The organism is Streptomyces sp. NPDC050161 (assembly GCF_044460025.1).
In the GTDB taxonomy this organism is placed as follows: Bacteria; Actinomycetota; Actinomycetes; order Streptomycetales; family Streptomycetaceae; genus Streptomyces.
This window is the reverse complement of sequence record NZ_JBITJM010000001.1, coordinates 346236-371495: the sequence shown is the minus strand read 5'-3', so window position 1 is coordinate 371495 and position 25260 is coordinate 346236. Positions and strand designations below refer to the sequence as shown.

22 protein-coding genes and 1 pseudogene are annotated in these 25260 nt (G+C 72.8%); 14 read left to right on the top strand and 9 right to left on the bottom strand.

Annotated elements, in window-relative coordinates:
- The 3 genes from ACIBK8_RS01665 to ACIBK8_RS01655 all read left to right on the top strand — a co-directional run bounded on the left by ACIBK8_RS01665 (window position 1) and on the right by ACIBK8_RS01655 (window position 1961).
- Window positions 1-474 carry an HD domain-containing protein gene (locus ACIBK8_RS01665; protein WP_399039490.1) on the top strand — a complete coding sequence of 158 codons (474 nt, stop codon included), beginning with the start codon at window positions 1-3 and terminating at the stop codon, window positions 472-474.
- 69 nt (window positions 475-543) lie between these two features.
- Complete coding sequence (locus ACIBK8_RS01660; RefSeq protein WP_399039489.1) at window positions 544-1365, top strand: ABC transporter ATP-binding protein; 822 nt, start codon at window positions 544-546, stop codon at window positions 1363-1365.
- A 122-nt stretch (window positions 1366-1487) separates the two neighbouring features.
- On the top strand, window positions 1488-1961 hold the full coding sequence (locus tag ACIBK8_RS01655) for a VOC family protein (RefSeq protein ID WP_399039488.1): 474 nt from the start codon (window positions 1488-1490) through the stop codon (window positions 1959-1961).
- A gap of 20 nt (window positions 1962-1981) precedes the next feature.
- On the opposite strand, the gene ACIBK8_RS01650 is transcribed toward ACIBK8_RS01655, so the two are convergent.
- Entirely contained in the window at window positions 1982-3094 is a 1113-nt protein-coding gene (locus ACIBK8_RS01650; RefSeq protein WP_399039486.1) for a ferritin-like domain-containing protein, read from the bottom strand.
- Window positions 3095-3263: 169 nt separating this feature from the next.
- Between ACIBK8_RS01650 and ACIBK8_RS01645 the strand changes: the two genes are divergently transcribed.
- The 5 genes and pseudogenes from ACIBK8_RS01645 (at window position 3264) to ACIBK8_RS01625 (ending at window position 8434) form a co-directional block, all read left to right on the top strand.
- Window positions 3264-4211 (top strand): diiron oxygenase, encoded by a 948-nt coding sequence (locus tag ACIBK8_RS01645; RefSeq protein ID WP_399039485.1) that lies wholly within the window; start codon window positions 3264-3266, stop codon window positions 4209-4211.
- An 84-nt stretch (window positions 4212-4295) separates the two neighbouring features.
- A complete protein-coding gene (locus ACIBK8_RS01640) occupies window positions 4296-5036 on the top strand; it encodes a TetR/AcrR family transcriptional regulator (RefSeq protein ID WP_399039484.1) in 741 nt (246 codons plus the stop codon).
- Window positions 5037-5114: 78 nt separating this feature from the next.
- On the top strand, window positions 5115-5378 hold the full coding sequence (locus tag ACIBK8_RS01635) for a hypothetical protein (protein ID WP_399039483.1): 264 nt from the start codon (window positions 5115-5117) through the stop codon (window positions 5376-5378).
- Between the two features lie 479 nt (window positions 5379-5857).
- Window positions 5858-6874: pseudogene (locus ACIBK8_RS01630) on the top strand (chitinase); the annotation flags it as partial.
- Window positions 6875-6991: 117 nt separating this feature from the next.
- Window positions 6992-8434, top strand: coding sequence for an NlpC/P60 family protein (locus ACIBK8_RS01625; protein WP_399039482.1), 1443 nt, complete (start codon window positions 6992-6994; stop codon window positions 8432-8434).
- A 54-nt stretch (window positions 8435-8488) separates the two neighbouring features.
- On the opposite strand, the gene ACIBK8_RS01620 is transcribed toward ACIBK8_RS01625, so the two are convergent.
- The 5 genes from ACIBK8_RS01620 to ACIBK8_RS01600 form a co-directional block, all read right to left on the bottom strand.
- Window positions 8489-9754: a styrene monooxygenase/indole monooxygenase family protein gene (locus ACIBK8_RS01620; protein ID WP_399039481.1), complete on the bottom strand. Its 1266-nt coding sequence runs from the start codon at window positions 9752-9754 to the stop codon at window positions 8489-8491.
- Window positions 9755-9844: 90 nt separating this feature from the next.
- The gene (locus ACIBK8_RS01615; RefSeq protein WP_399039786.1) at window positions 9845-10462 is read right to left on the bottom strand and encodes a GTP-binding protein; all 618 of its coding nucleotides are present in this window, start codon (window positions 10460-10462) and stop codon (window positions 9845-9847) included.
- Between the two features lie 37 nt (window positions 10463-10499).
- Window positions 10500-10901, bottom strand: coding sequence for a DUF742 domain-containing protein (locus ACIBK8_RS01610; RefSeq protein ID WP_227047216.1), 402 nt, complete (start codon window positions 10899-10901; stop codon window positions 10500-10502).
- The gene (locus ACIBK8_RS01605; RefSeq protein WP_393682520.1) at window positions 10898-11389 is read right to left on the bottom strand and encodes a roadblock/LC7 domain-containing protein; all 492 of its coding nucleotides are present in this window, start codon (window positions 11387-11389) and stop codon (window positions 10898-10900) included. Before ACIBK8_RS01605 ends, ACIBK8_RS01610 begins: the two co-directional genes overlap by 4 nt.
- On the bottom strand, window positions 11386-14265 hold the full coding sequence (locus tag ACIBK8_RS01600; RefSeq protein ID WP_399039480.1) for a nitrate- and nitrite sensing domain-containing protein: 2880 nt from the start codon (window positions 14263-14265) through the stop codon (window positions 11386-11388). The genes ACIBK8_RS01605 and ACIBK8_RS01600 overlap by 4 nt, the downstream gene beginning before the upstream one ends.
- A gap of 613 nt (window positions 14266-14878) precedes the next feature.
- Between ACIBK8_RS01600 and ACIBK8_RS01595 the strand changes: the two genes are divergently transcribed.
- Window positions 14879-15724 (top strand): hypothetical protein, encoded by an 846-nt coding sequence (locus ACIBK8_RS01595; RefSeq protein ID WP_399039479.1) that lies wholly within the window; start codon window positions 14879-14881, stop codon window positions 15722-15724.
- Window positions 15725-15814: 90 nt separating this feature from the next.
- On the opposite strand, the gene ACIBK8_RS01590 is transcribed toward ACIBK8_RS01595, so the two are convergent.
- The gene (locus ACIBK8_RS01590; protein ID WP_399039478.1) at window positions 15815-16309 is read right to left on the bottom strand and encodes a MarR family winged helix-turn-helix transcriptional regulator; all 495 of its coding nucleotides are present in this window, start codon (window positions 16307-16309) and stop codon (window positions 15815-15817) included.
- 392 nt (window positions 16310-16701) lie between these two features.
- On the opposite strand from ACIBK8_RS01590, the gene ACIBK8_RS01585 reads away from it, so the two are divergent.
- A complete protein-coding gene (locus ACIBK8_RS01585) occupies window positions 16702-17562 on the top strand; it encodes a lysozyme (protein ID WP_399039477.1) in 861 nt (286 codons plus the stop codon).
- Window positions 17563-17689: 127 nt separating this feature from the next.
- Here ACIBK8_RS01585 and lon read toward each other — a convergent pair whose 3' ends face one another.
- Complete coding sequence (gene lon, locus ACIBK8_RS01580) at window positions 17690-20227, bottom strand: endopeptidase La (RefSeq protein ID WP_399039476.1); 2538 nt, start codon at window positions 20225-20227, stop codon at window positions 17690-17692.
- A 312-nt stretch (window positions 20228-20539) separates the two neighbouring features.
- On the opposite strand from lon, the gene ACIBK8_RS01575 reads away from it, so the two are divergent.
- Window positions 20540-21364 carry a nucleotidyltransferase domain-containing protein gene (locus tag ACIBK8_RS01575; protein WP_399039475.1) on the top strand — a complete coding sequence of 275 codons (825 nt, stop codon included), beginning with the start codon at window positions 20540-20542 and terminating at the stop codon, window positions 21362-21364.
- A gap of 34 nt (window positions 21365-21398) precedes the next feature.
- Here the strand turns inward: ACIBK8_RS01575 and ACIBK8_RS01570 are convergent, their stop codons facing one another.
- Window positions 21399-22280: a rhomboid-like protein gene (locus ACIBK8_RS01570; protein WP_399039474.1), complete on the bottom strand. Its 882-nt coding sequence runs from the start codon at window positions 22278-22280 to the stop codon at window positions 21399-21401.
- 231 nt (window positions 22281-22511) lie between these two features.
- On the opposite strand from ACIBK8_RS01570, the gene ACIBK8_RS01565 reads away from it, so the two are divergent.
- The 3 genes from ACIBK8_RS01565 to ACIBK8_RS01555 all read left to right on the top strand — a co-directional run bounded on the left by ACIBK8_RS01565 (window position 22512) and on the right by ACIBK8_RS01555 (window position 25245).
- Window positions 22512-23237: a spermidine synthase gene (locus ACIBK8_RS01565; protein ID WP_399039473.1), complete on the top strand. Its 726-nt coding sequence runs from the start codon at window positions 22512-22514 to the stop codon at window positions 23235-23237.
- 146 nt (window positions 23238-23383) lie between these two features.
- Entirely contained in the window at window positions 23384-24124 is a 741-nt protein-coding gene (locus ACIBK8_RS01560; protein WP_227047226.1) for a response regulator transcription factor, read from the top strand.
- A complete protein-coding gene (locus ACIBK8_RS01555) occupies window positions 24121-25245 on the top strand; it encodes an ATP-binding protein (protein WP_399039472.1) in 1125 nt (374 codons plus the stop codon). Before ACIBK8_RS01560 ends, ACIBK8_RS01555 begins: the two co-directional genes overlap by 4 nt.
- Window positions 25246-25260 lie beyond the last annotated feature (15 nt).

Below are 25260 nucleotides of genomic sequence, written 5' to 3'. Positions count from 1 at the left end.
ATGGTCGACTCCCGTACGGCACCAGGTACCGCGCCCCTGCTCTCCGTCGCCGAGGTCGAGGCGCTGGCCAGGCGCGCGCACGCCGGGCAGCAGGACAAGGCAGGCGCGCCGTACGCCGGGCATCTGGCCGCGGTGGCGGATGGCGTGCGGCGGCGCGGCGGCAGCCCGGAGCAGATCGCCGCGGCCTGGCTGCACGACGCCGTCGAGGACGGGGCGCTGTCCCGCTCGTGGCTGGCCGGTGCGGCGCTGTCCCCGGCGACCAAGGACATGATCCTCGCCGTCACCAAGCGCCCCGGCGAGCCGGTGGAGGCGTACACCGCGCGGATCCTGGCGACACCGGGCGCGCTGCTGGTCAAGGAGTCCGACCTCGCGCACAACGCCGACCCGGCGCGGCTCGCGGTACTCGACGCGGCGACCCGTGAGCGGCTGACCGCCAAGTACGCGCGGGTGCGGGAGCTGTTGGGCCTGGCCTGAGCCGTCGTCCGGGGTCCACACCCCGGACACCCGCACCGAAACGTGCGGTCTACAGCTAGCCTGCGCCGCATGACCCTTTCGCAGCCTTCGGATCCGGGAGAAGCCCGCGTCATCGCCGCACTGGACGGCGTCGGCGTCCGCCGCTACACCACCGGACAGGTCATCCTCGACGCCATCGACTGGACCGTACGCGCCGGGGAGCACTGGGCCCTGCTCGGGGCGAACGGCGCGGGCAAGACCACCATCCTGCGTCTGGTCGGCGCGCTGATGTTCCCCACCGTCGGCACGGTCGACGTGCTCGGCCACCGGCTCGGCGCGGTGGACGTCCGCGAGCTGCGCGCCGTGATCGGCCTGGTCTCCAGCGCCCAGAAGGTCCCGCAGGACGCCACCGGGCACACGGTGGTGCTGACCGGCGCGACCGGCACCGTGCAGCCGCTGTGGCGCCAGTACGACGACGCCACCCGCGAGCGGGCCCACGAACTGCTCGCCGAGCTGGACTGCAAGGAGCTGGCGGACCGGCCGTACGGGGTGTGCTCGGGCGGGCAGCGGGCCCGGATCCTGATCGCCCGCGCGCTGATGGCCGATCCGTCGCTGCTGCTGCTCGACGAGCCGTTCAACGCGCTCGACCTGCCGTCCCGCGAGGACCTGATCGACGCCGTGCACCGACTCGCCCTGGGGCGGCCGGAGTTGGCGACCGTCACCGTCACCCACCACCTGGAGGAGCTGTCCCCCGCGATCGGGCACGCGCTGCTGCTGCGCGACGGCCGGGTGCAGGCGCGCGGGCCGGTCGACGAGGTGCTGACCGACGACCGGATGACGGCCTGCTTCGGCCGCCCGATCGAGGTGTCACGGCACGCGGGGCGCTGGATGGCGCGGTCGGGCCGCCGCTGACCCCCGGCGGCACGGTGGCGGGCCGCCACCGTGCCACGGTCGCCGGGATGGCGCACACCCACGACCGGCGCACCGTCGTTACCAGGGGGAGGTGCCGCCGCCCGTTGCCCCAGGAGAGCGCCATGCCGAAGATCGTCCCGAATCTCTGGTTCGACACCCGGGCCGAAGAGGCCGCCGAGTTCTACACCTCGGTCTTCCCGAACTCCTCGATCACCCATGTCTCCCACTTCGGCGAGGCGGGCCCGCGCCCGGCCGGCATGGTGCTGACCGTCGACTTCCTCCTCGACGGCCAGGCGTTCACCGCGATCAACGGCGGCCCCGAATTCACTTTCAGCGAGGCGGTCTCGCTGCTGATCAGCTGTGCCGACCAGGACGAGGTCGACCACTACTGGACCCGGCTGACGGACGGCGGCGAAGAGGTGCAGTGCGGCTGGCTGCGGGACCGCTACGGGCTGAGCTGGCAGGTCGTCCCCCAGGAGCTGTACACACTCCTTGACGACCCGGACCCGCAGCGCGCCGACCGCGCCATGCGGGCGATGCTCGGCATGAAGAAGCTGGACGTCGCCGCGCTGCGCGCCGCCGCCGACGGGGCCTGACCCGACCCGAACGACAGGCGCTACTCCCCGTCCCGCTCGCCCTCGGCGATGGCGTCGGCGACCTCGGCGGTGCGGGCCGCTTCCTCGGCGGCGAAACGCTCCGCGTCCAACTGCTCGGCCAGCTCCTCGTCCTGGGCCATCAGGAGGTCCAGGTTGGAGTCGCCCATCTCGAAGACCCCCATGTCGACGTAGGCGCGCTGCAACCGTTCTCCCCACAGGCCGATGTCCTTGACGCACGGCACGATGCGGCTGAAGAGCAACTTCCGGAACAGGTGCAGGAATTCGGAGTTCTCGGTGATCTCGGCCGCCTCGTCGTGCGGGATGCCGAAGTTCTCCAGCACCTCCAGACCGCGCAGCCGGTCGCGCATCAGGTAGCAGCCCTCGATGACGAAGTCCTCGCGCTCGCGCCGTTCGGCGTCGGTGAGCTGCCGGTAGTAGTCGCGCAGCGCCATCCGTCCGAAGGCGACGTGGCGGGCCTCGTCCTGCATGACGTAGGTGAGGATCTGCTTCGGCAGGGGCTTGGTGGTGGTGTCGCGGATCAGGCCGAAGGCGGCCAGCGCCAGGCCCTCGATGAGCACCTGCATGCCCAGGTAGGGCATGTCCCAGCGGGGGTCCTTGAGGGTGTCGCCGAGCAGCGCCTGGAGGTTGTCGTTGACCGGGTAGAGCATCCCGATCTTGTCCTGGAGGAAGCGGCTGTAGATCTCGGCGTGCCGGGCCTCGTCCATGGTCTGGGTGGCGGAGTAGAACTTCGCGTCGAGGTCGGGGACGGACTCGACGATCCGGGCGGCGCACACCATCGCGCCCTGCTCACCGTGCAGGAACTGGCTGAACTGCCAGGAGGTGTAGTGCTGTCGCAGCTCGCCGCGGTCCCTCTCGGTCATCTTGTCCCAGTACTTCGTGCCGTACAGGGCCATCGACTCGTCAGGGGTGCCGAGCGGGTTCTTCGGGTCCACCTCCAGGTCCCAGTCGATGCGCGAGGCGGCGTCCCACTGCTTGTCCTTGCCCTTCTGGTAGAGGGCGAGCAGCCGCTCGCGCCCGTCGCCGTACTCCCAGCTGAAGCGGGCCGCACCGGTGGCCGGCACCTTCCAGAGAGGGTCACCGGGGTCCTGTACGTACAGCTCTCGGGTCGACACGGGCGCCTCCTCGGATGACCGAACCCCCCGACGTACGGGGATCGTTGGCAGGCTCACACGCTCCTTACCGACGGGTCAATAACCCACGCGCAAGGGATTGACGAGCTTGCTGACAGGCAGTCTCATAAGACGTGACCGCTGGTAACCCATGAGCGAGGACGCCACAGCCATGACGAGCGCGACGACCCCAATGACCATGCCGGACACCGAAGTCCTGCGGGACGCCCTCGGGCTGCTCAAGGACCGTGAACAGGTGGCCGAGCGCCTGCTCGACTCCTCCGCCAAGCACTCCTTCGACCCCGACACCGAACTCGACTGGGACGCACCGCTCGAAGACGGCAAGTGGTACTGGCCGCCGGAGCTGGTCTCGCTCTACGACACCCCGCTGTGGCACAAGATGTCGGTCGAGCAGCAGCAGGACCTCTCCCGGCACGAAGCCGCCTCGCTCGCCTCCCTGGGCATCTGGTTCGAGATCATCCTGATGCAGCTGCTGGTGCGGCACATCTACGACAAGTCGGTGACCAGCGCACACGTCCGCTACGCGCTCACCGAGATCGCGGACGAGTGCCGGCACTCCAAGATGTTCGCCCGCCTGATCCAGAAGTCCGACGCTCCCGCGTACCCGGTCTCCCGGCTCAACCACAACCTCGCCCGCATCCTCAAGACGGTCTCCACCACGCCGGGTTCGTTCGCCTGCACCCTGCTCGGCGAGGAGATCCTGGACTGGATGCAGCGGCTGACCTTCCCCGACGAGCGGGTGCAGACCCTCGTGCGCGGCGTGACCCGCATCCACGTCGTCGAGGAGGCGCGCCATGTCCGGTACGCACGCGAGGAGTTGCGCCGCCAGATGGTGACGGCACCGCGCTGGGAACAGGAGTTGACCCGGATCAGCTCGGGCGAGGCGGCGCGGGTCTTCTCCATCGCGTTCGTCAATCCGGAGGTTTACACCCGCGTCGGCCTGAACAGGCGTGAGGCGCTCGCCCAGGTGAAGGCGAGCGGCCACCGCCGCGAGGTGATGCAGTCCGGTGCCCAGCGGCTGACGGACTTCCTCGACGAAATCGGCGTACTCCGGGGCGCGGGACGGAAGTTGTGGAAGAGCTCCGGGCTGCTGGCCTGACCGCCGGGGCGCGACGGCCGGTTCAGGACACCGTCGGCCGAGCGCCTGTACGACCGCAAAGGCGGGGCGGTTACGCTGCTCTCCATGAACGGCAGCGGCACCGCCCCAGCAGTACCCCGGCCCGCCTACCGCAGGCTGAGCGTCGAGCAACGCCGCAGCCAGCTGCTCGCCGCCGCGCTCGGCCTCTTCGCCCAACGCGCCCCCGAGGACGTCTCGCTGGACGATGTGGCGAACGCGGCCCAGGTCTCCAGGCCGCTGGTCTACCGCTACTTCCCGGGCGGCAAACAGCAGTTGTACGAGTCCGCGCTGCGCAGCGCGGCCGACGTGCTCGAAGGGTGCTTCGACGAACCGCCCACCGGCCCCCTCACCCGGCGCCTGGCCCGCGCCCTCGACCGCTACCTGGCGTTCGTCGACGAGCACGACGCGGGTTTCAGCGCCCTGCTCCAGGGCGGCAGCGTGGTGGAGACGACCCGCACCACCGCGATAGTCGACGAGGTGCGGCGCACCGCGGCGGAGCAGATTCTGCGCCATCTCGGCGAGCCGGAGCCCGGCCTGCGGCTGCGGATGACCGTCCGGATCTGGATCACCGCGGTCGAGGCCGCCTCGCTGATCTGGCTGGACGAGGACAAACAGCCCGCCCTTGACGAGCTGCGCGACTGGCTGGTCGACCACTTCATCGCCCTGCTGACCTCGACCGCGGCACGCGACCCGCAGTCCGCACGGGTGATCAGGACGGCCCTGGCCCTGGAGACGCCGGACGGGCAGGTCGGCGACCTGGCCCGGCGGATCCTGCCGGTGACCGCCGACGCCGGCCATCTGCTCTGAGCCCGCCCGCCGCGACGCCACGGAGGTCCGTCAGGAGCGCCCTGGGGCCGCTCCCCCGCCCGGTGTGACACTGGGGGCGTGAGAAGCGAGAACACCCCCTTCACCGGCGGCCCTCTGGACGGCCGGGTGCTGCCGGTGCTCGTCGGCGCCACCGGCCGGCCGCCGAAGGTCTACCCGGTGCCGGTGCCAGGGCACGACGGCATCCCGCCGACGGTGCACGTCTACCGGCGCGAGCCGGGCCCGGCGGGCCGCCTGGGCCTGCCGCGCGGCTGGCGGTACACGTACGACCCGGAGGGCGGGGCGGGACGTTCCCTCAAGTGGCCGTGGTCGAAGGGGCGTTGACCCGCGCCACGGTCCCGCATCCGGTGACCTGCTGAGCTGCCCGCCGCCTGCCGTCACCGCCACCCGCCCCGGCCCGCGCACGCCTACCGGGCGTCAACTCCCAGTCTGGTCCGGACCATTGACAGCAGTGGTCTAGTCCTGTTTGCTGCCTGCGCAGGGGAGCCGTCCCGCCTCCCTGGCCGGCCCCACCGCCACAGGGGCGGCTCCCCCGCCACCCTCGACCCGCGCCGCCCACCCGCAAGCCCGCAGTGCCTTGCCGGACCCCCTCAGCGCCGCCGACCGAAGGAGCAGCCCCCATGCGTCTCCGTTCACCCCGCCCCGACCGTCCCGGCCGCGCCCGCCGCGGAACGGACCGGCGTCCCCGCGCCGTACCCGCCTCGCTCGCCGCCCTGGCCGCCACCGCGGTACTCGCGGCCCTCGCCCAGGCGAGCCCCGCACACGCCACCGCGGCGGCGGACGGCGGGCAGCGGACCGCCGCACTCCCCTCGCACGCCCTCGTCGGCTACCTCCACACCAGCTTCGCCAACGGCTCCGGCTACACCAAGCTCGCCGACGTGCCCGACAGTTGGGACATCATCGACCTGGCCTTCGGCGAACCCACCTCGTCCACGTCGGGCGACATCCGCTTCTCGCTCTGCCCGCAGACCGAGTGTCCCGGTGTGGAGAGCGAGGACGAGTTCAAGGCCGCGGTCAAGGCGAAGCAGGCGGCCGGCAAGAAGGTGCTGATCTCCATCGGCGGGCAGAACGGCCAGGTCCAGCTGACGACGACCGGCGCCCGCGACGCGTTCGTGAAGTCGGTCGGCGAGATCATCGACCGCTACGGCCTCGACGGCCTGGACATCGACTTCGAGGGCCACTCCCTCTCCCTGGACGACGGCGACACCGACTTCGCCAAGCCCACCACCCCCGCGATCGTGAACCTCATCTCGGCGGTGAAGAGCCTCAAGGCGAAGTACGGCGAGAAGTTCACGCTGACCATGGCGCCGGAGACCTTCTTCGTCCAGTTGGGCCACCAGTTCTACGGCTCGGGCCCGTACGGCGGCCAGGACCCGCGGGCCGGCGCCTACCTTCCGGTGATCCACGCGCTGCGCGACGACCTGACCCTGCTGCACGTCCAGGACTACAACTCGGGGCCGATCATGGGCCTCGACGAGCAGTACCACACCATGGGCAGCGCGGATTTCCACATCGCGATGACGGACATGCTGCTGGCCGGCTTCCCGGTGGCGGGCGACAAGGACCACGTCTTCCCCCCGCTCAAGCCCTCCCAGGTCGCCATCGGGCTGCCCGCCTCACCGAACGCGGGCAACGGCCACACCTCACCCGCCGACGTGACCAAGGCACTCAACTGCCTCACCAAGAACACCGACTGCGGCGGCTACACGCCGCACGGCGCCTGGCCCGACCTGCGCGGCCTGATGACCTGGTCCGTCAACTGGGACCGCTACAACAAGTGGGAGTTCCAGAAGAACTTCGACGCCTACTTCGGCGGCTGATCGAGTGGCCTGACTGTCCGTTACCTCCCCCTTCGCTCCGAAGATACGACCGGCGTGGCACCATCCGAACGGTTCGTACCCCGGTGGATGGGCCGCACGGGCGGCGGAGGAGGAGACGTGTCCGGACGGATTCTGCGGACGGCCTGCGCCGCGGCACTCATCGGCGCCGCGGCGCTGGCCCTGCCCAACCCACCGGTCCTGGCCGACCCGGGAGCGGCGGGCACGGCACGCCCCAACTCGCATGATCACGGCCCGGGTTCGGGCTCCGTATCCGGTTCCCCCGATGGCGGTCCTGACGTCCACTCGTCCGATACCGGCGAGGGCGGCCTCGGCACCGTCACCGAAGGCGCCACCGGATCGGACGACGGCGCGGGGGGAGCCGGGACGGAGGCGGCCGGGACGGACGGCGGTGACGGCGCGGGCGGCGACAGCGGCGCGGACGCCGGGGCCGGGGCGGACGCCGAGCCCGCGGCTCCTGCCCTCCCCGCCGCCCCCACGGTCCCCGCCACCCCCGGCACCCCCGCCGCACTCCTCCGTCAGCTCCAGACGCTCTACCGCACCACCGAGGCGTCCACCGAGGCGTTCAACGCGACGCAGGAGGGGCTTGCCACGGCGCAGCGGCGGGCCGCGCTGCTCAACTCCCGTCTGCGGCAGGCCCGTTCGGAGCTGGCCGAGGGGCGTGCCGACGCCGGGCGGCTGGCGCGGATGCAGTACCAGGGGTCGGGTCCTGCCGCGGTCTCGTCGTATCTGCGGGTGCTGCTGTCGAAGGATCCGGAGCGGGCGATGGACGAGGGGCATCTGCTCAGGGAGGCGGCCGGTGGCCAGGCCGCGGTCGTCGCCCGGCTGGCCGCGAGCGAGAAGCGGGCCGCGACGCTGGCCCGGCAGGCGGGTGCCGCGCTCGGCCGGCAGCGTGCCCTGGCCGAGCGGCGCAAGGTGCAGCGGGACACGGTGCGGCGGCAGCTCCAGGGCGTGGAGCGGATGCTCGCCTCGCTCTCCGGTGACCAGCTCGCCGAGGTGGGGCGGCTGGAGAACCGCAAGGTCGACACCGCACAGCGCGCGCTGCTCGCCGACGGCACGGTCGGCCGGGGCGGCGCGCCCTCGCAGGTCGGTGAACGGGCGCTCGCGTACAGCCTCGGCCAGGTCGGCAAGCCGTACGTCTGGGGCGCGGCGGGTCCTGACGCCTTCGACTGCTCGGGGCTGACGTCCAGGGCCTGGTCGCAGGCGGGCCGGGCGATCCCGCGCACCAGCCAGGAGCAGTGGAAGCGGCTGCCGCACGTACCGCTGCGGCAGCTGCGCCCGGGTGACCTGGTGCTCTACTTCCCCGGGGCCACGCACGTGGCGCTGTACGCAGGTGACGGCAAGGTGGTCCAGGCGCCGCGGCCCGGCGCGGCCGTGAAGATCTCGCCGCTGGCGTCCAACCCGCTGCTGGGCGCGGTACGGCCGGACGCGAGCAGCGCGCCGTTGACGGCGTACGCGCCGCCCCGGCAGGTCACCGCCGCCGCGTCGGACGCGGGCTCGTCGGACGCGGGATACCGCGCGGCCTCGGCTCCCGGCGCCTGACCCCCCGGCCGGTGCACCGCGTCCGCGGGCGCCCGGCCGGGGATCGCGCGGGTGTCAGGCGGCCGGGCCGCCGGTCAGCGACGCGAGGTAGGCGTTGGCCTTGTCCGGCTCGAAGAAGAAGTTCTCGAAGTCGGACGGGTCGTTGAAGCCGTTGGCGAAGCGGTCGGCGACCGGCTGGAGCTGGCCCGCCGCGCCGATGACGTTCAGCACGTGCTCGGGCGGCGGCGCCAGCATCGCGTTGGTCCACTTCGTGACGTGCTGGGCGGTCTGCCAGTAGCGGTCGAAGGTGGCCTGCATCCACGCGGCGTCGAACGGTGCGTCCCCGTGCTCGACGATGGAGGCGAGGTAGGCGGCGGCGCACTTGGACGCGGAGTTGGAGCCCTGGCCCGTGATCGGGTCGTTGGCGACGACGACGTCGGCGACGCCGAGCACCAGGCCGCCGGACGGCAGCCGGCCGATCGGGTTGCGGACGGTCGGGGCGTAGCGCCCGGCCAGCGTGCCCTGGGCGTCGGTCAGTTCGACCTTGGTGGAGCGCGCGTACTCCCAGGGGAGGAACTTCTCCAGCAGCTCAAGGGTGAGCGTGAGGTGCTCGTTGGGGTCCTTGACGCCCTGGAAGGCGTCCAGCGGGCCGCCGGGTATGCCCTCCCAGAAGAGGATGTCGGCGCGGCCCGAGTTGGTGAACGTCGGCATGACGAAGAGTTCGCCGACGCCGGGGACGAGGTTGCAGCGGACCGCGTCGAACTCGGGGTGCTCGGGGCGCGGGCCCATGCCGTGGACGTACGCGACGGCGAGCGCGCGCTGCGGGGCGTCGTACGGGGAGCGGGTGGCGTCCCTGCCGAACATGGAGACCAGCTCGCCCTTGCCTGCCGAGACCAGCGTCAGGTCATAGCGGCTGGCGAAGAAGTCCAGGTCGGAGACTGCCGCGCCGTGGATGACGAGCTGGCCGCCGCGCTGCGCGAAGGTCTCCATCCAGCCGGCCATCTTGACCCGCTGGTCGACGGACTGGGCGTAGCCGTCCAGCTTGCCGACCCAGTCGATGGCGCGCTGCGAGCCGCCCGGCTCGGCGTGGCTGCCGGGGGCGGCGACCGAGACGCCCAAGCCCTCGATGCGCGGGGCCTGGCTCTCCCAGAAGTTGATCTGGAGGTCGCGCTCGTGCTGGAGGGCGGTGTGGAACATGCACTGCGTCGACATGACCCGGCCGGAGCGGATCTCGTCGGCGGTGCGGTTGGACATCAGGGTGACCTCGTACCCCTGGGACTGGAGCCCGAGGGCGAGTTGGAGACCGGACTGGCCGGCTCCCACGATGAGTATCTTCCGCATGGCGGCGCTCTTCTCTGCTTACTGCTGCTGCTTGGGGAGGAGGTGGTTCGGGGCGGCAGACAGCCTGATCGGACGTCCTGTGGGGACGTGCTATTCGGGGGTGGTCTCCAGCGCGTGGGCGACGAGCGCCAGCAGCGACTCGATCACCGTGAACCGCTTGCGCGCGTCCATGATCACGATGGGGACGTGCGGCGGTACGGTCAGCGCCTCGCGCACGTCCTCCACGGCGTAGCTGGCGGTCCCCTCGAAGTGGTTGACCGCGACGACGTACGGCAGCGCGCAGCTCTCGAAGTAGTCGAGCGCGGGGAAGCAGTCCTCCAGGCGCCGGGTGTCGGCCATCACGATCGCGCCGATCGCGCCGCGCACCAGGTCGTCCCACATGAACCAGAAGCGCTGCTGTCCTGGTGTGCCAAACAGGTAGAGCACCAGGTCCTGGTCGAGGGTGATCCGCCCGAAGTCCATCGCGACCGTGGTCGTGGTCTTCTCGGGGGTGGCGCTCAGGTCGTCCGTCTCGGCGCTGGCCTGCGTCATCACCGCTTCCGTCTGGAGCGGGGTGATCTCCGAGACCGAGCCGACGAACGTCGTCTTGCCGACGCCGAAGCCGCCGGCCACCACGATCTTGGTGGCGATCGGAGCCCGCGACCTGTCCGTCTGCCAGCTCTGCAGCCCCGCGTCGGCGGGGGTGGCCGCGCTGCCGGACGCGGCCACGGAGCCGGCGGTGGCCGTCGGCGCGGCCGGTATCGTGTCAGAGCCTGTGAAGTCCACTCAGCACCCTTTCGAGCAGCGCGCGGTCGGGCCTGCCGGTGCCGTGCCCGGTGCCGTAGACGCGAATCTTTCCCTGGTCGGCGAGGTCGCTCAGCAGCACGCGCACCACGCCGAGCGGCATCTTGAGCAGCGCCGAGATCTCCGCGACGGAGCGCATCCGGCGGCAGAGTTCGACGATGGCGCGCATCTCCGGCATGACCCGGTCGCCCCAGCCGCCCGACGTCAGCTCGCGCCGCTCGTCGGGTGCGTCGAGCGCGGCCACGAACGTCTCGACGAGCAGGACGTGGCCGAACCTGGTGCGTCCGCCGGTCAGCGAATAGGGCCTGACCCGCGCGGGTTTGCGTTCCCCGCCGCGCACGGGGAGTTGAGGGGCACTGCTCACTGGCTCTCCATCGACTTGCGCAGCTCGCTGCGGAGTTCGGGGGTGAGGACGTGTCCGGCCCGGCCGACGAAGAGCGCCATGTGGTAGGCGATGACGCTCATGTCGCAGTCCGGGGTGGCGTGGACGCCGAGCAGCGAACCGTCGCTGATCGACATGACAAAGAGGCTGCCCTCGTCCATCGTGACCATGGTCTGCTTGACGAGCCCGCCCGCCATCAGCTTGGCGGCACCTGACGTGAGGCTGCCGAGGCCGGAGACGATGGTGGCCAGGTCCGCGCTGGAGCCACGGGGCCCGCCGCCCGCTCCGGTCTGTGCCGCCTCGTCCGCCCGTGCCGGGTCGGAGGAGAGCAGCAGCAGTCCGTCGGATGACACGACGGCCACCGAGCGGATGCCCGGGACCTCATCGACCAGGTTGGTCAACAGCCAGTGCAGGTTCCGGGCCTGGCTACTGGGGCCCTGCCCGTAAGCAGTGGGCGCTTGCGCCTTCAATCGCGTGCCTCCTCGACAACGTGGCTCTCTCCCGGGGCCCCCGCTCCGTCGGTGTCCTTCTGTGGGATGGTCTGCTCCGCTGTACGCTCCGCGATTTCGGCCTCGACGTCGCGTCGGCCGCTTCGCGCCCCCTGCTGGAAGCCGCCGAGCCTGCGCCGCAGCGCCTCGGCGTTGGCCGCCCCGCTCTTGCGCGGGGCGGCGGGCGCCTGCTGCTGCGCCACGATCTTGGGCGTGCGCTTGGGCAGGCCCATGTCGGTCCGCCGTACCTCGCCCGCCGGTGCCGGGCCCGGGTCGGGCGCCGTGGTCTGCGCCGGGGCCGGGTCGGGCGCCGTGGTCTGCGGGACGCTCGGCGCCTCGTCGGCTGCCGGGGTGGCGGGCGCGGTCCTGTGGTCCTGGCCGGGCGCGGCGGCCGGCGGGACGTCGTCGGGCCTGCTGTGTTCGGTCGTGCCGGTCGCGTAGGGGCCGCTGGACAGCGGTCCGTACGCGCTGGGTTCGGGCGCGGACGAGGCGGCGGGCGCGGGCGGTGTGGCCGTGCCCTGGGCCCCGGCGGGCGCCGCGTCCGCGTACGGCGCGGCGGTGCCCGCGCTCTCGGGTGTGCCGTGCTGCGGGTGCGGGCGCGGCTGGATGCCGGCCGCGTCGATCGCCCGCTCCGCAGCGGCGACCAGCGGGTCGGCCTGCTGGGCCGGGATCTGCTGGGCCGGGACAGGCGCCGGTGCGGCGGGCGTCTGCGGGGCGGGTGCCGGGGCCGGGGCCGCGGGTGCGGCGGGCGCCGCCGGGGTGCCGGTCGCCGGGTCGAGCCGGGGCAGCCGCGTCTGGAGGGTGTTGGAGTTCGCCTCGGCGACCGAGCCGGGCAGGGTCGGGCCCGCCAGGTGCGCGTCGGCGCCCGGGGGCCGCGTGCCCGCGGGTCCTGGCCGGGTCGGCAGGATCGATCCGGGCAGCACCACGACCGCGGTCACGCCGCCCTGGTTCTGGGCGCGCAGCTGGACCCGGACGCCGTGCCGGGCGGCCAGCCGCACCACGACGTACAGGCCGAGGCCCAGCGCCTCGTCGACGGTCTCGGACGTCGATGCCGCCTCCGCGTCCGCCAGCCGGTCGTTCAGCTCGGCCAGCCGGTCGGCGGTCATGCCGATGCCCTCGTCCTGGACGGAGAGCATCACCTCGCCGCTCTCCAGCAGCCAGCCGGACAGCTCGACGTGCGCGTCAGGCGGCGAGAACGCGGTGGCGTTCTCCAGGAGTTCGGCGACGAGGTGGCTGATGTCGTCGGCGGCGAACCCGGCGACCTGGGAGTGCGGCGGCAGGGACTGGATGCGGACCCGGTCGTAGCGCTCGATCTCGCTGACCGAGGCCCGCAGCACGTCCAGCAGCGGCACCGGCCCCGGGTGTCCGGTGCCGTGCTGCTCGGCACCCGCCAGGACCAGCAGGTTCTCGCTGTTGCGGCGCATCCGTGCGGCGAAGTGGTCGAGCTTGAAGAGGGTTTCCAGGCGCTCGGGGTCCTGCTCGCTCTCCTCCAGCGATTCGATGACGCCGAGCTGGCGCTCGACCAGGCCGACGGTGCGCAGCGAGAGGTTGACGAACCGGCCGTGCACGCCGGTGCGGAGCGCGGCGAGCCGCTCGGTGAGGGCCGCCACCTCCTGCTTCAGCGCCGCCCGCTCGTCGTTGAGCACCTCGCGCTCGTCGGCGAGACGCTGCCGCCCGGTGATCAGCCGGCCGCGCTCGCCCTCCAGTTCCGCGGTCCGCCTGGCCACCTCGCCGACCTGCGCGTGCAGCGCGTTGACGGCGCGCACGGTGTCGGCGAACTCGTCGTTCTTGCCCTTGAAGGCGACCGGGTCCTCGTGCGCGGGGTCGGCGGCGACCCGCTTGGCGCCGAGCCGCAGCGCGGCCAGCGGGCGCGTCATGGAGCGCGCGGCGGAGATGCTCATGCCGACGGCGAGCAGCAGGCAGAGCCCGACGAGGCCGATCCGGATCTCCAGCGCGGTCACGTCGTCGTCGCGCAGCGCGGCGAGCCGCTGGATGTCCTGGGTGGCCATGGCGGACTCGACGCCGCGCATCAGGCCGATGCGGGCGGTGAGGGTGGACTGCACCCGCTCGCGGCTCAGGGCCAGGTCGGCCGCGTCCAGGTGCGGCTGGTCGGTGAGCCGGGTGAGGTAGCGCTCGGCGGTGGTGACGTCCGCGCCGTTGACGGTGCTGTCGTAGCTGTCCTGGGACTTCTCGCCTGCCAGTTGGGCGAAGTCGGCGAGCGCGCCCTGTTCGCGCAGGTGCGTCAGCTGGGCGGCGCCGGTCAGCTTGGCCTGCGGTCCGCCGGCGTGCAGCGCGGCGATCAGCAGGGCGCGGGTGGCGGCTGCCTGGTCGACGGCGCGGCCGAGCGAGGGCAGTGCGCGGGTGTCGGCGTCGGCCCCGTCGTCGCGGGCGGGCAGCGCACGGGCGATGTCCTCGGAGATGGCGCCGAGCGCCTGGACGACCCTGGTGTACGCGGCGAAGGTGTCTTCGGCGGGCCCGGAGCCGGACAGTGCGTCCTGGCGGGTCTGCGGCAGCGCGGCGAGCAGCTTCTCGGCGGCGACGTAGCCGGGGGTGTCACCGGACGCGTCCTGGGCCTCGGCGCGCAGGTCGCGGAGTTGCCGGTCCACGCGGGAGCGCTGTGCCTCGGACGCGCCGGCGCCGGACTGTGCGCTGCGGCCGGTGGCGACGTACTCGGTCATGCTGTCGCGTTCGTCGGCCAGGGAGTGCGCGAGCGCGATGGCGCGGGAGTCCAGCTCGGCGAGGTCCACCAGGCGCTGCCCGGCCTGTGCCTGATCGGCCGCGGCGACCAGGGCGGGGGCGCCGGCGCCCAGGACGGCGGCGGCCACCACGGCCACCGCGCCCACGAGACGGTTACGCACCCGCGCGGGGCGTCTGCGCGCGGGGTCGCCACCGGACGTCGTGTCCGAACCGGGGTCCGCTCCCGTACCCGGTCCTGAGACCGAACGGGCCGGTGTTCCCGGCTTCCCTGCGCTGCCCCGAAGCCGCTTCTTCCGCACCGCTGCTCGCATTCCTGTCTCGCCTGCCCACGCCGTGTGGCGCGCGGGTCCGGCTCGGTTTCCGCTCGCGGGGCGGACCTGCGCGAAAACCGCAGCAGTGCACACTTCCGCGAAGGGAAACAGCCCGGCTTTGCGCGACGCTACGAATGTCCTGGCCCGCCCCCATGATCCGGGAATTGACCCTTCCACCGGCTCCGCGCAGTGGCTCGGCAACGCTTGCCCGGCCACGCGAATGAGTGAACATCAATCAGAAGTTGACCATCAACTTCCGCGCACGGGCAATGCCCGTTGCAACCCCTCGCAACCCTGGTACAGGTTTGGAGAACCGGTCGGCTCCTGCAAAGATGCGCGCCCGCACCGCGCCGCCCCGCACCCCGGCCCGTCCCGGTCCGCGCACTCCCCCGCCCCGCCCGCCGGGCGACCCGCACACGTCCGGCCACCGGCGGGCCCGCCGCGCTCCGGCAGACTTGCGGCCATGCGCATCGAACTCGCCACCGAGCCCGGCGATCCCCAACTCCCGAACGAGGACTACGCGTCCGTCGCCCTTCCCGCCTCCGGCCAGGGCGGAGTCCTGGTGCTCCTGGACGGCGTGACGCCGCCCGCTGACGACTACGGCTGCGTGCACGAGGTGTCCTGGTTCACCGCCCGGCTCGGCGGCGCGCTGCTCGAACTGTCGGTTTCACGCCGGGATATGACGCTCCCTGAGGTACTGGCCGCGGCCATCTCCCGTACGGCCGACATTCACCGGTCGACCTGTGACCTTTCTCACGTACGCACGCCGCAGGCAACCGTGGTGCTGGCGCGCTGGTCGGGGGAGGACGTCGAGCACCTCGTGCTGTCCGATTCGGTGCTCCTCCTGGAGGGCGCGGACGGCCGTGTGCACCCGGTGCTCGACCCCCGCCTCGACGAACTGCCGCCCGCCGTCCGCGCGCAGCGCGACGCCGTGCGGGCCCTGCCGCGCGGCTCGGCCGAACGCGCCGCGGCGGGCCGGGAGTACGGCCGCGCCGTCGAGGCGCTGCGCAACGCCGACGGCGGGTTCTTCACCGCGGCGGCCGATCCTTCGGTGGCGGCCCGCGCGGTCACCGGCCGCACGCCGCGCGCCGACGTCCGTTCGCTGACCGCGCTGAGCGACGGCGCCGGCCGCTGGGTCGAGGTCTTCCGTAAGGGCTCCTGGGCGCACTGCGCGGCGCTGGTGGCGGAGCGGGGGCCGCAGGCCCTGATCGACGAGGTGCGGGCGGCGGAGGCGGCGGACCCGGAGGGCGCCACCCACCCGCGCGGCAAGCCACGGGACGACGCGGCGGTGGTCTTCGTACAGCCGTGACGCGCCGGGCCGTAGACGGTGCGGGCGCCCCGGGCAAGGGCGAGTTCCGGACGGGCTCGGGGATACGGGTTTAGCGAACCGTCGGACGCCCTACGAGGCGTCGTCGCCGTCCTGTTCGGCGTTGAGGCGGTGCAGCAGGCGGCCGAGTTCGGCGACTTCCTGGCGGTCCCAGGCGGCCAGGCTGCGGGCGTAGCGGGCCCGGCGGGCGTTGCGCACCCGGTTGAAGCGGTCGCGGCCCTCGTCGGTGATGCGCACCAGGACCGCCCGCCCGTCGGCCGGATCGGGCTCCCTGGCGACGAGACCGAGCTGCTCCAGGGCGTGCAGCTGGCGGCTCATCGTCGCCTTGCCGACGCCGAAGTACCCGGCCAGTTCGGTGGCCCGCTGGGCGCCGGCGTCCGCGAGGCGGACGAGCAGGCCGTAGGCGGCCGATTCCAGGTCGGGGTGGACTTCCCTGGCCAATTCGCCGGACGAGGCGCGGGCCCGGCGGAGGAATACCGCCAACTCGCGTTCCAGTGACAGGAATACGTGGTCCACACCACTCGGTTCGCCGTCCGCCGTCGTTCCGTCGGCTCCGGTGTTGTGCACGTCAGCGCCCTTTCCGGCTTTCCCCGTCGTGAAAGTTTCCTCCGGCTGCCGCCGAAGCCGCAGCTTGGCCAGTATTTCGCAGGATTAGACCAACGGCAGCCCCGCGCCCCCCTTTTATCGCCACGGTCTACGCGCGTATCGTCTTTCTGGCATGGCCACACCAATAGTCGTGCTGCCCGCGGCTGCCGGTCACCGCTCTTCACGTCCGCGTCCCACGTCCCGCGTCCCCGTACGTCGTCGCCACGCTCCACGCGCTCGTATCCCCCGCAGGTCACGCTCGTTCCCGTACTGCGCACCCGCGTCACCGCACCCCGGTGGCGGTGCCGCCGGACCGCGGCCCGCCGCGGGTCCTTACCCCCCTCAGGTCACCCACCACCGCTTCGGAGGCACGCATGACCGTGCACAGGTCCGGCTCCCCCCACCGCTCGCGCACGCTGGCGAGCGCGGCCGGGATCCTCTTCACCGCCCTCTCCCTGCTCGTCGGGGTGTCCGCCACCGCGTCCGCGCAGGCAGCCGCGGGCAAGGACGCACCGGAACCCACCCACCCCGGGCAGGACTGGGCCGGCTCCCAGATCGCCGCCCACGAAGGCACCGCGACCGACGGCGCACCGGCCCGCGGCCTGCTCGCCGGCGTCGAGGGCGTGGACGTCAGCGGCCACCAGGGCAACGTCGCCTGGGCGACGCTGTGGAGCAGCGGCGTGAAGTTCGCCTACGTCAAGGCGACCGAGTCCACCAGCTACGTCAATCCGTACTTCGCGCAGCAGTACAACGGCTCCTACAACGCCGGGATGATCCGCGGCGCGTACCACTTCGCCACACCCGACACCTCCAGCGGCGCCGCCCAGGCCAACTACTTCGTCGACCACGGCGGCGGCTGGTCCAAGGACGGCAAGACCCTGCCGGGCGCGCTGGACATGGAGTACAACCCCTACGGGTCGACCTGTTACGGGCTCAGCGCGAGCGGGCTCGTCAACTGGATGAAGGACTGGTTTTCGACCTACAAGGCGCGCACCGGGCGGGACGCCGTCATCTACACCTCCACCAGCTGGTGGAAGCAGTGCACGGGCAACTACGCCGGATTCGGCAGCGTCAACCCGCTGTGGGTGCCGCGCTACGGCTCCTCGGTCGGTGAACTCCCGGCCGGCTGGGGCTTCCACACCATCTGGCAGTACACCTCGACCGGACCGACCGTCGGCGACCACAACAAGTTCAACGGCGCCTACGACCGGCTCCAGGCGCTCGCCAACGGCTGACGGCGACGGCTGACGGCGACGGCTGACGGCGACCGGGCCCGCCGGACCTGATCCGGCCGGGGCGCCGGGCAGCACCGCGGCCCCTCCCGCGTGTTCGTGCGGGAGGGGCCTGCTCCTGCCGCGTCCGTCACGCCGCGGCAGGGATCTCCCTGGCCGGCGCCCCGGGTGCGCGCACCGGGGCCGCCGCGTCGGTCAGCGCCAGCTCCAGCACCCGGCGGACGTCCGAGACCGGGTGGACGTCGAGCGCGTCCAGGATCTCGGCCGGCACCTCGTCCAGGTCCGGTTCGTTGCGCTGCGGGATGATCACCGTCGTGATCCCCGCACGGTGCGCGGCGAGCAGCTTCTGCTTGACGCCGCCGACCGGCAGCACCCGCCCGGTCAGCGAGACCTCACCGGTCATCGCCACATCGGGCCGCACCTGCCGCCCCGACAGCAGCGAGGCCAGTGCGGTGGTCATCGTCACGCCGGCGCTCGGCCCGTCCTTGGGGACGGCGCCCGCCGGGACGTGCAGATGCACGCCGCGCTCCTTGAGATCGCCCACCGGAAGCTCCAGTTCCGCGCCGTGCGAGCGCAGGAACGACAGCGCGATGTGAGCCGACTCCTTCATCACGTCGCCGAGCTGCCCGGTCAACTGGAGCCCCGATGCGCCGGTTTCCGGATCGGCGAGCGACGCCTCGACGTACAGCACGTCGCCGCCCGCTCCGGTGACGGCCAGGCCGGTGACCACGCCGGGCACCGCGGTCCGCCGCTCGGCCGGGTCCTGCGCCGACTCGGGCGTGTGGTGCGGTCGCCCGATCAGCGGGCGCAGCTGCCCGGCGCCGACCGCGAACGGCAGCTCCCGCTCGCCCAGTTCGTGCTGGGCCGCCACCTTGCGCAGCAGCCTGGACACCGCGCGCTCCAGATTCCGCACACCGGCCTCGCGGGTGTACTCGCCCGCCAGCTTGCGCAGCGCGTCGTCCCCGACGGTCACCTCGCCCGGTTCGAGACCGGCCCGCTCCAGCTGGCGCGGCAGGAGGTGGTCCCGGGCGATGACGACCTTCTCGTCCTCGGTGTAGCCGTCGAGGCGCACCAGCTCCATCCGGTCGAGCAACGGCTCGGGGATGGCCTCCAGGACGTTGGCGGTGGCCAGGAACACCACGTCGCTGAGGTCGAGTTCGACCTCCAGGTAGTGGTCGCGGAAGGTGTGGTTCTGCGCCGGGTCCAGGACCTCCAGGAGGGCGGCTGCCGGGTCGCCGCGGTAGTCGGAGCCCACCTTGTCGATCTCGTCGAGCAGCACCACCGGGTTCATCGAACCGGCTTCCTTGACCGCCCGCACGATCCGTCCGGGCAGCGCGCCGACGTACGTGCGCCGGTGCCCGCGGATCTCCGCCTCGTCCCGCACCCCGCCGAGCGCGACCCGGACGAACCTGCGGCCCATGGCCCGCGCGACGGACTCACCCAGCGAGGTCTTGCCGACCCCGGGCGGTCCGACCAGCGCGAGCACCGCGCCACCCGACCGGCGCCCGCCGCCCTGACCTGCGCTTCCGCCATCCGCCGCGGCGCCGTCACCGGCCCGGCCCACCAGACCCATGCCGCGCTCGGCCCGCCGCTTGCGGACGGCCAGGTACTCGGTGATGCGCTCCTTGACGTCCTCCAGGCCCGCGTGGTCGGCGTCCAGCACCTCCCGGGCGCCCGGGATGTCGTACGCGTCCTCGGTCCGCTCGTTCCACGGCAGTTCCAGGACGGTGTCCAGCCAGTTGCGGATCCAGGAACCCTCCGGGCTCTGGTCGCTGGACCGCTCCAGCTTGTCGACCTCCTTGAGGGCGGCCTTGCGGACGTCCGCGGGCAGGCCGGCCGCCTCCACCCGGGCGCGGTAGTCCCCGCCCTCGTCCTCCGCGTCGCCGTTGATCTCCGCCAGTTCCTTGCGGACCGCCTCCATCTGCCGCCGCAGCAGGAATTCCCGCTGCTGCTTGTCGACACCCTCCTGGACGTCCTTGGCGATGGACTCGGCGACGTCCTGCTCGGCGAGGTGCTCGCGCAGCACTTCGGTGGCGTACTTCAGCCGGGCGACCGGGTCGACGGTCTCCAGCAGGCGCACCTTCTGTTCGATGGTCAGGAACGGCGAGTAGCCCGAGTTGTCGGCGAGCGCCGCCACGTCCTCGATCTGCTGCACCCGGTCCACGACCTGCCAGGCGCCGCGCTTGCGCAGCCAGCTGGTGGCCAGCGCCTTGTACTCGGTGACCAGTTCGGTGACGGCGCCGGGCAGCGCGCCCTCCCGGCCGGACTCGTCCGGTCCCGAACCCGGCACCGTCTCCTCGATGGCGCTGCCCTCCACCCACAGTGCGGCGCCGGGACCGGTCGTGCCGACCCCGATACGGACCCGGTGAAGGCCGCGGATCAGCGCACCGGGATCGCCGTCGGACAGCCGTCCGACCTGCTCGATCCGTCCGAGCGTGCCGATCGCCGTGTAGGTGCCGGTCCCGGACGCCGCGCGGGACGCGCCCCCGATCCGGGGCACAAGCAGCACCTCCGGCTTGTTACCCGGTGCGGCGGCTGCCTGCGCGGCCTCCACCGCGGCCCGGACGTCGATGTCGGACAGATCCAGCGGCACCACCATGCCGGGCAGCACCACCTCGTCATCGAGGGGCAGCACGGGCAGAGTGAGTGAGGCGGACGACGAAGCCATGATCTCCCCTTCGGCAGGCAAGTTGAGCTGTACCCACTCAATGCAGAGCGCCCGGCAGATGTTCCCCGGCCCGTGTTCGCCGTGAGCGATCAGAGCCCGGACACCCCGGTCACCCCGACCGGCCGGGCGCATCCGTGCCCCTCCCCCTCCCCCAACTCCCCGGTACAGTGCGCCCCATGGGCGTCTTTTCCTGAGTACGCGCGCACGGTCCGCGACCCCGAGATCCACCACCCGGCAGCCACCGGGACCGTCCGCATGCCATGCCGCACGGGCACCACCCGGCGCATGCCGCCCGCACCGCTCAGGAGACCCATGCCCCACCACACCCCCACCCCCGCGCTCGACCGCCGCATCGAGCGGCTGCGCGAGGCCGCCCGCGCCGAACCCCGGCTGGACGGCGTCCTGCTGTACGGCTCCTGGACGCTCGGCGAGGCCGACGCGTACTCGGACATCGAGGCGTACCTCTACGTGCGCGACCAGGACGCCGACGCCTTCGACGGACGGGAGTTCATCGAGCGGCTGGCCCCGCTGAAGCTGGCCTACACCAACATGTACGGGATCCTCGCCGTCGTCTTCGACGATCTGATGCGCGGGGAGTTCCACGTCGAGGCGGCAGGCCCCGGCATCAATGAAGTCCCCTCCTGGCGCGGCATGGTGCAGCTGCCCGACCCGGACGCCGCGATCCTGCTCGACCGCAGCGGGCGGCTGACCGAAGCGGCCCGCGGGCTCGCCGCCTTCGTCCCGCCCGAGCCGGTCGGCACGGCCCGGCAGCTCACCGCCGAGCTGGCCAACTGGACCCTGATGCTCGCCCAGGTGCTGGCCCGCGGCGAGACCGCACGCGCCCACGCCCTGCTGCACACCGTCGTCGCCCCGTCGCAGCTCCAGCTGTGCCGCCTGCTGCGCGAATCCACCGCGCACTGGCTCACCCCGAGCCGCAACCTGGAGCACGACCTGCCGGCCGACGACCGCGCCCGCTACGCCACGACCACGGCCGCCGCGGAGCCGGCTGCGGTCCGCGCCGCGGCCCGGCACAGCTGGCGGTGGAGCCGCGATCTCGCCACGGAGGCCGCCGCCCGGTGGGACCTCACTCTCCCCGTCTCCCTCCACCAGGAGATCGCGGACCTCCTGGCCGCCTGAACTCCGTTACCAGGACGCCCCGTCGGCGCCTCGTTCAGGACCTCGGCGGCGGCGTCGCCAGGGCCGGGTGGCCGAGGTCGCCGCGCAGCGGTTCCGGGCGGGCCCGCCGGGCGCGACGGCGGCGGAGCAGCGGCCAGCTCGCCACCCCGAGGGCGAGCGCGAGGAGGTGGCCCCAGGCCGCCATCGGGTCGACGAAGGCCACCACGTCGCCGACGGCCAGGTAGCCGACGCCGGCCAGCAGCGGCCACCTCAGCCGTCCCGGCAGCAGTCCCGCGAGCGCGCCGGTGCAGGTCATCACGCCGAAGCTGATCCCGTAGTCGAGGCGGTGCAGCGAGCTGACCGGCAGCTGGCCTGCGGCGACGGCGAAGCCGACCGGCAGTTCCGTGGCGAGGGTGGCCAGTACGTGGCCGCCGGTGAACACCGCGGCGGCGCCCAGGCCCCCGATGCGGCGCTCCAGGGCCGTCAGCACGAACAGGAAGGCGACGGCGAACCCCGAGGTCACCCCGCCGGCTATCCACAGGGCGCTGGCGACGAGTACCAGCAGCGGGGTGTGGGTGAGGTGCGCGACGTCGGTGCTGGAGCCGCGCAGCAGCTCGCCGACGAACGCGGGGGCGGCGTGGGCGGCGATGAAGGAGGTCACCAGGAGGACGAGCGTGTAACCGAAGGTGAAGGGGGTGCCGGTGGGGCTGGGCAGCAGCAGCCGGAGCCGGCTCAGCGCGGCCACCACGCGCGCCCGCCCCGCCGCGGGGACGGTGTCCGCGACGGCGGTGTCAGACGCGGGCCCGGCCTGCGGCGCGGCCTCGTCGGCGCGTACGGACGGCGGTCCGGCGGGCTGCCGGGGCAGCCTCCCGAGCCCGGCCGGTCCGGTGCCCGCCCGCGCGGTGTCCGCGGCGTCCGCGGTGTCCACCAAGCTCACCGTTCCGGGCTCCTTCCGTTCAGGCGCTCGCGTCGGCCGTCTCCCCAGCCGCGCTCCGCTGTGCACAACGTGCGGGACAGCGTGCCTGTTCAACCCATGAGCGAGCTGTGTAAGTGAAGTGCGTCACAAGTGCGTCACCGCGGGCAACCCGAACGGGGTGCACCACGTCCGCTCCGGCGCCGCGCCCCCGGAAGGTGGACCACCGCGGACCGGGCCCGCCAGGATGGCCGCATGGCTCCCGTTCCCCCTTTTCCCTCGACGGCCGGCCTCCCCGAAGGCCCGCGCACCCTCGACCGCCGCGAGGGCCCGTACGGCGAAGTGGTCCTGCGGCGGCGCCGCGCAGGTGACGCGGCGGTCTACGAGATCATTGCCAACGGCTGCTTCCTGATGGACACGTCCGACGGCAGGTCCGAGCGGCTGCTGATCGACGCCGCACTGGCCGGGCTGCCGCAGGACCGGCTGCGCCCCACCGTGCTGATCGGCGGCCTGGGCGTCGGGATTTCCCTGGTCAGGGCGGTGCAGGAGGAGCGCTGGGGCAGGATCACGGTCGTCGAGCGGGAGGCCGCGGTGATCGACTGGCACCGCCGTGGGCCGCTGGCGGAACTCTCCGGCGACGCCCTGGCGGACCCGCGGACGCGGATCGTGCACGCGGATCTGGTCGCCCACCTGCGCGACGGCGCGGGCCGGGAGACCTTCGACGCGCTGTGCCTGGACATCGACAACGGACCCGACTGGACGGTCACCGAGGACAACGACGGCCTCTACACACCGGCCGGTCTCGCGGTCTGCCGGGACCGGCTCGCACCGGGCGGTGTGCTCGCCGTCTGGTCGGCCCAGCCGTCGCCCGCCTTCGACCTCGCCCTCCGGAATGCCGGATTCCAGGGGGTACGTACGGAAGAGATCCCTGTTGCCCGAGGCGTCCCCGACGTGGTGCATCTCGCGCGCAAGGGCGCGTAGCCGACAGTCACACCGTGCCCTTACGCTGCTCCCCTGGACAGGAGTCCGGCGCGACACCGCCCGCCCCCACCGGCGGGCTGCGCGCTGCCGGGCCGCCTCGTCCAGCACTACGCGACCACGCACACGGGGACATGCAGGGGCGGGCGATGGACCAGACTCAGACCAGCCAGGGCGGTACCGCCGCGGCCACGCCGGGCGCCCAGCGCCGGGTGCTGGTCGTCGAGGACGACCCGACGATCGTGGACGCCATCGCGGCCCGGCTGCGCGCCGAGGGCTTCCAGGTGCAGACCGCCACCGACGGCCCGGCCGCGGTGGACACCGCCGAGGCGTGGCAGCCCGACCTGCTGGTCCTGGACGTGATGCTGCCGGGCTTCGACGGCCTGGAGGTGTGCCGCCGGGTCCAGGCCCAGCGCCCGGTGCCGGTGATGATGCTGACCGCGCGGGACGACGAGACCGACATGCTGGTCGGGCTCGGGGTCGGCGCCGACGACTACATGACCAAGCCGTTCTCGATGCGGGAGCTGGCCGCGCGGGTGCACGTCCTGCTGCGCCGCGTCGAGCGCGCCGCGCTGGCCGCGCACACTCCGCGCAGCGGCATCCTGCGCCTGGGCGAGCTGGAGATCGACCACGCGCAGCGCCGGGTGCGGGTGCGCGGCGCCGATGTCCACCTGACACCCACCGAGTTCGACCTGCTGGTCTGCCTGGCGAACACCCCGCGCGCGGTGCTCTCCCGCGAACAGCTGCTGGCCGAGGTGTGGGACTGGGCGGACGCCTCCGGGACGCGCACGGTCGACAGCCACATCAAGGCACTGCGCCGCAAGATCGGCGCCGAGCGCATCCGCACGGTCCACGGCGTCGGCTACGCCCTGGAGACCCCGCCCGCATGACGCGGTGGTGGCAGGCCCGCGCCCGCGGGCTGGGCGAGCGGCTCTGGGACGGGCTGCGACCGCTGGACCCCTACCGTTCGGTGAAGGCCGCGCTGGGTGCGCTGGTCATCGTCTCGGTGATCATCACGACGCTGCTGGTGTTCGTGGCGATGCACTCGGCGACCGAGCTACGGGTGATCACCGTCTTCTCGATCATCGCCTCGCTGCTGATCACCCAGTTCGTGGCGAACAGCCTGACCGCGCCGCTCGGCGAGATGACCGACGTGACGCGGTCGATGGCGCAGGGCGACTACACGCGCCGGGTCCGCTCGGAGCGCCGGGACGAGTTCGGCGACCTGGCGGACGCGTTCAACCGCATGGCCGCCGACCTGGAGGCGGTGGACACCCACCGCAAGGAACTGGTCGCGAACGTCTCGCACGAACTGCGGACGCCGATCGCCGCGCTGCGTGCGGTGCTGGAGAACGTCGTGGACGGGGTCTCCGAGCCCGATCCGGAGACGATGCGGACGGCGCTGAAGCAGACCGAGCGGCTCGGCAGGCTGGTCGAGCACCTGCTGGACCTCTCCCGCCTGGACAACGGCGTGGTGCCGCTGCACAGCCGCCGCTTCGAGGTGTGGCCCTACCTGTCGGGCGTGCTCAAGGAAGCCAACATGAGCCGCGGCGCCTCGACCCTGGCCGGGCTCGCCGGATCCGGCACCCACACCCGGACGGACGTCCATCTGCACCTCGACGTCTCGCCCCCGGAGCTGACCGCGTACGCGGACGCCGAGCGGCTGCACCAGGTCGTGGCCAATCTGATCGACAACGCGATCAAGCACAGCCCGCGGCACGGGCGGGTCACCGTGCACGCCCGGCGGGGCGAGGGGCCCGAGAGCCTGGAGCTGGACGTGCAGGACGAGGGGCCCGGCATTCCCGAGTCGGAGCGCTACCGCGTCTTCGAGCGTTTCAACCGCGGCGGTCCCGCGGCGTCGGGGCCGGGGGCCGACGGGGGCACCGGACTCGGCCTGGCGATCGCGCGCTGGGCGGTGGATCTGCACGGCGGCCGGATCGGGGTGGCCGAATCCACCCGTGGGTGCCGCATCCGGGTCGCCCTTCCGGGAACGGAGTCACATCGAGGTTGACGGCCCGTGGCGTAG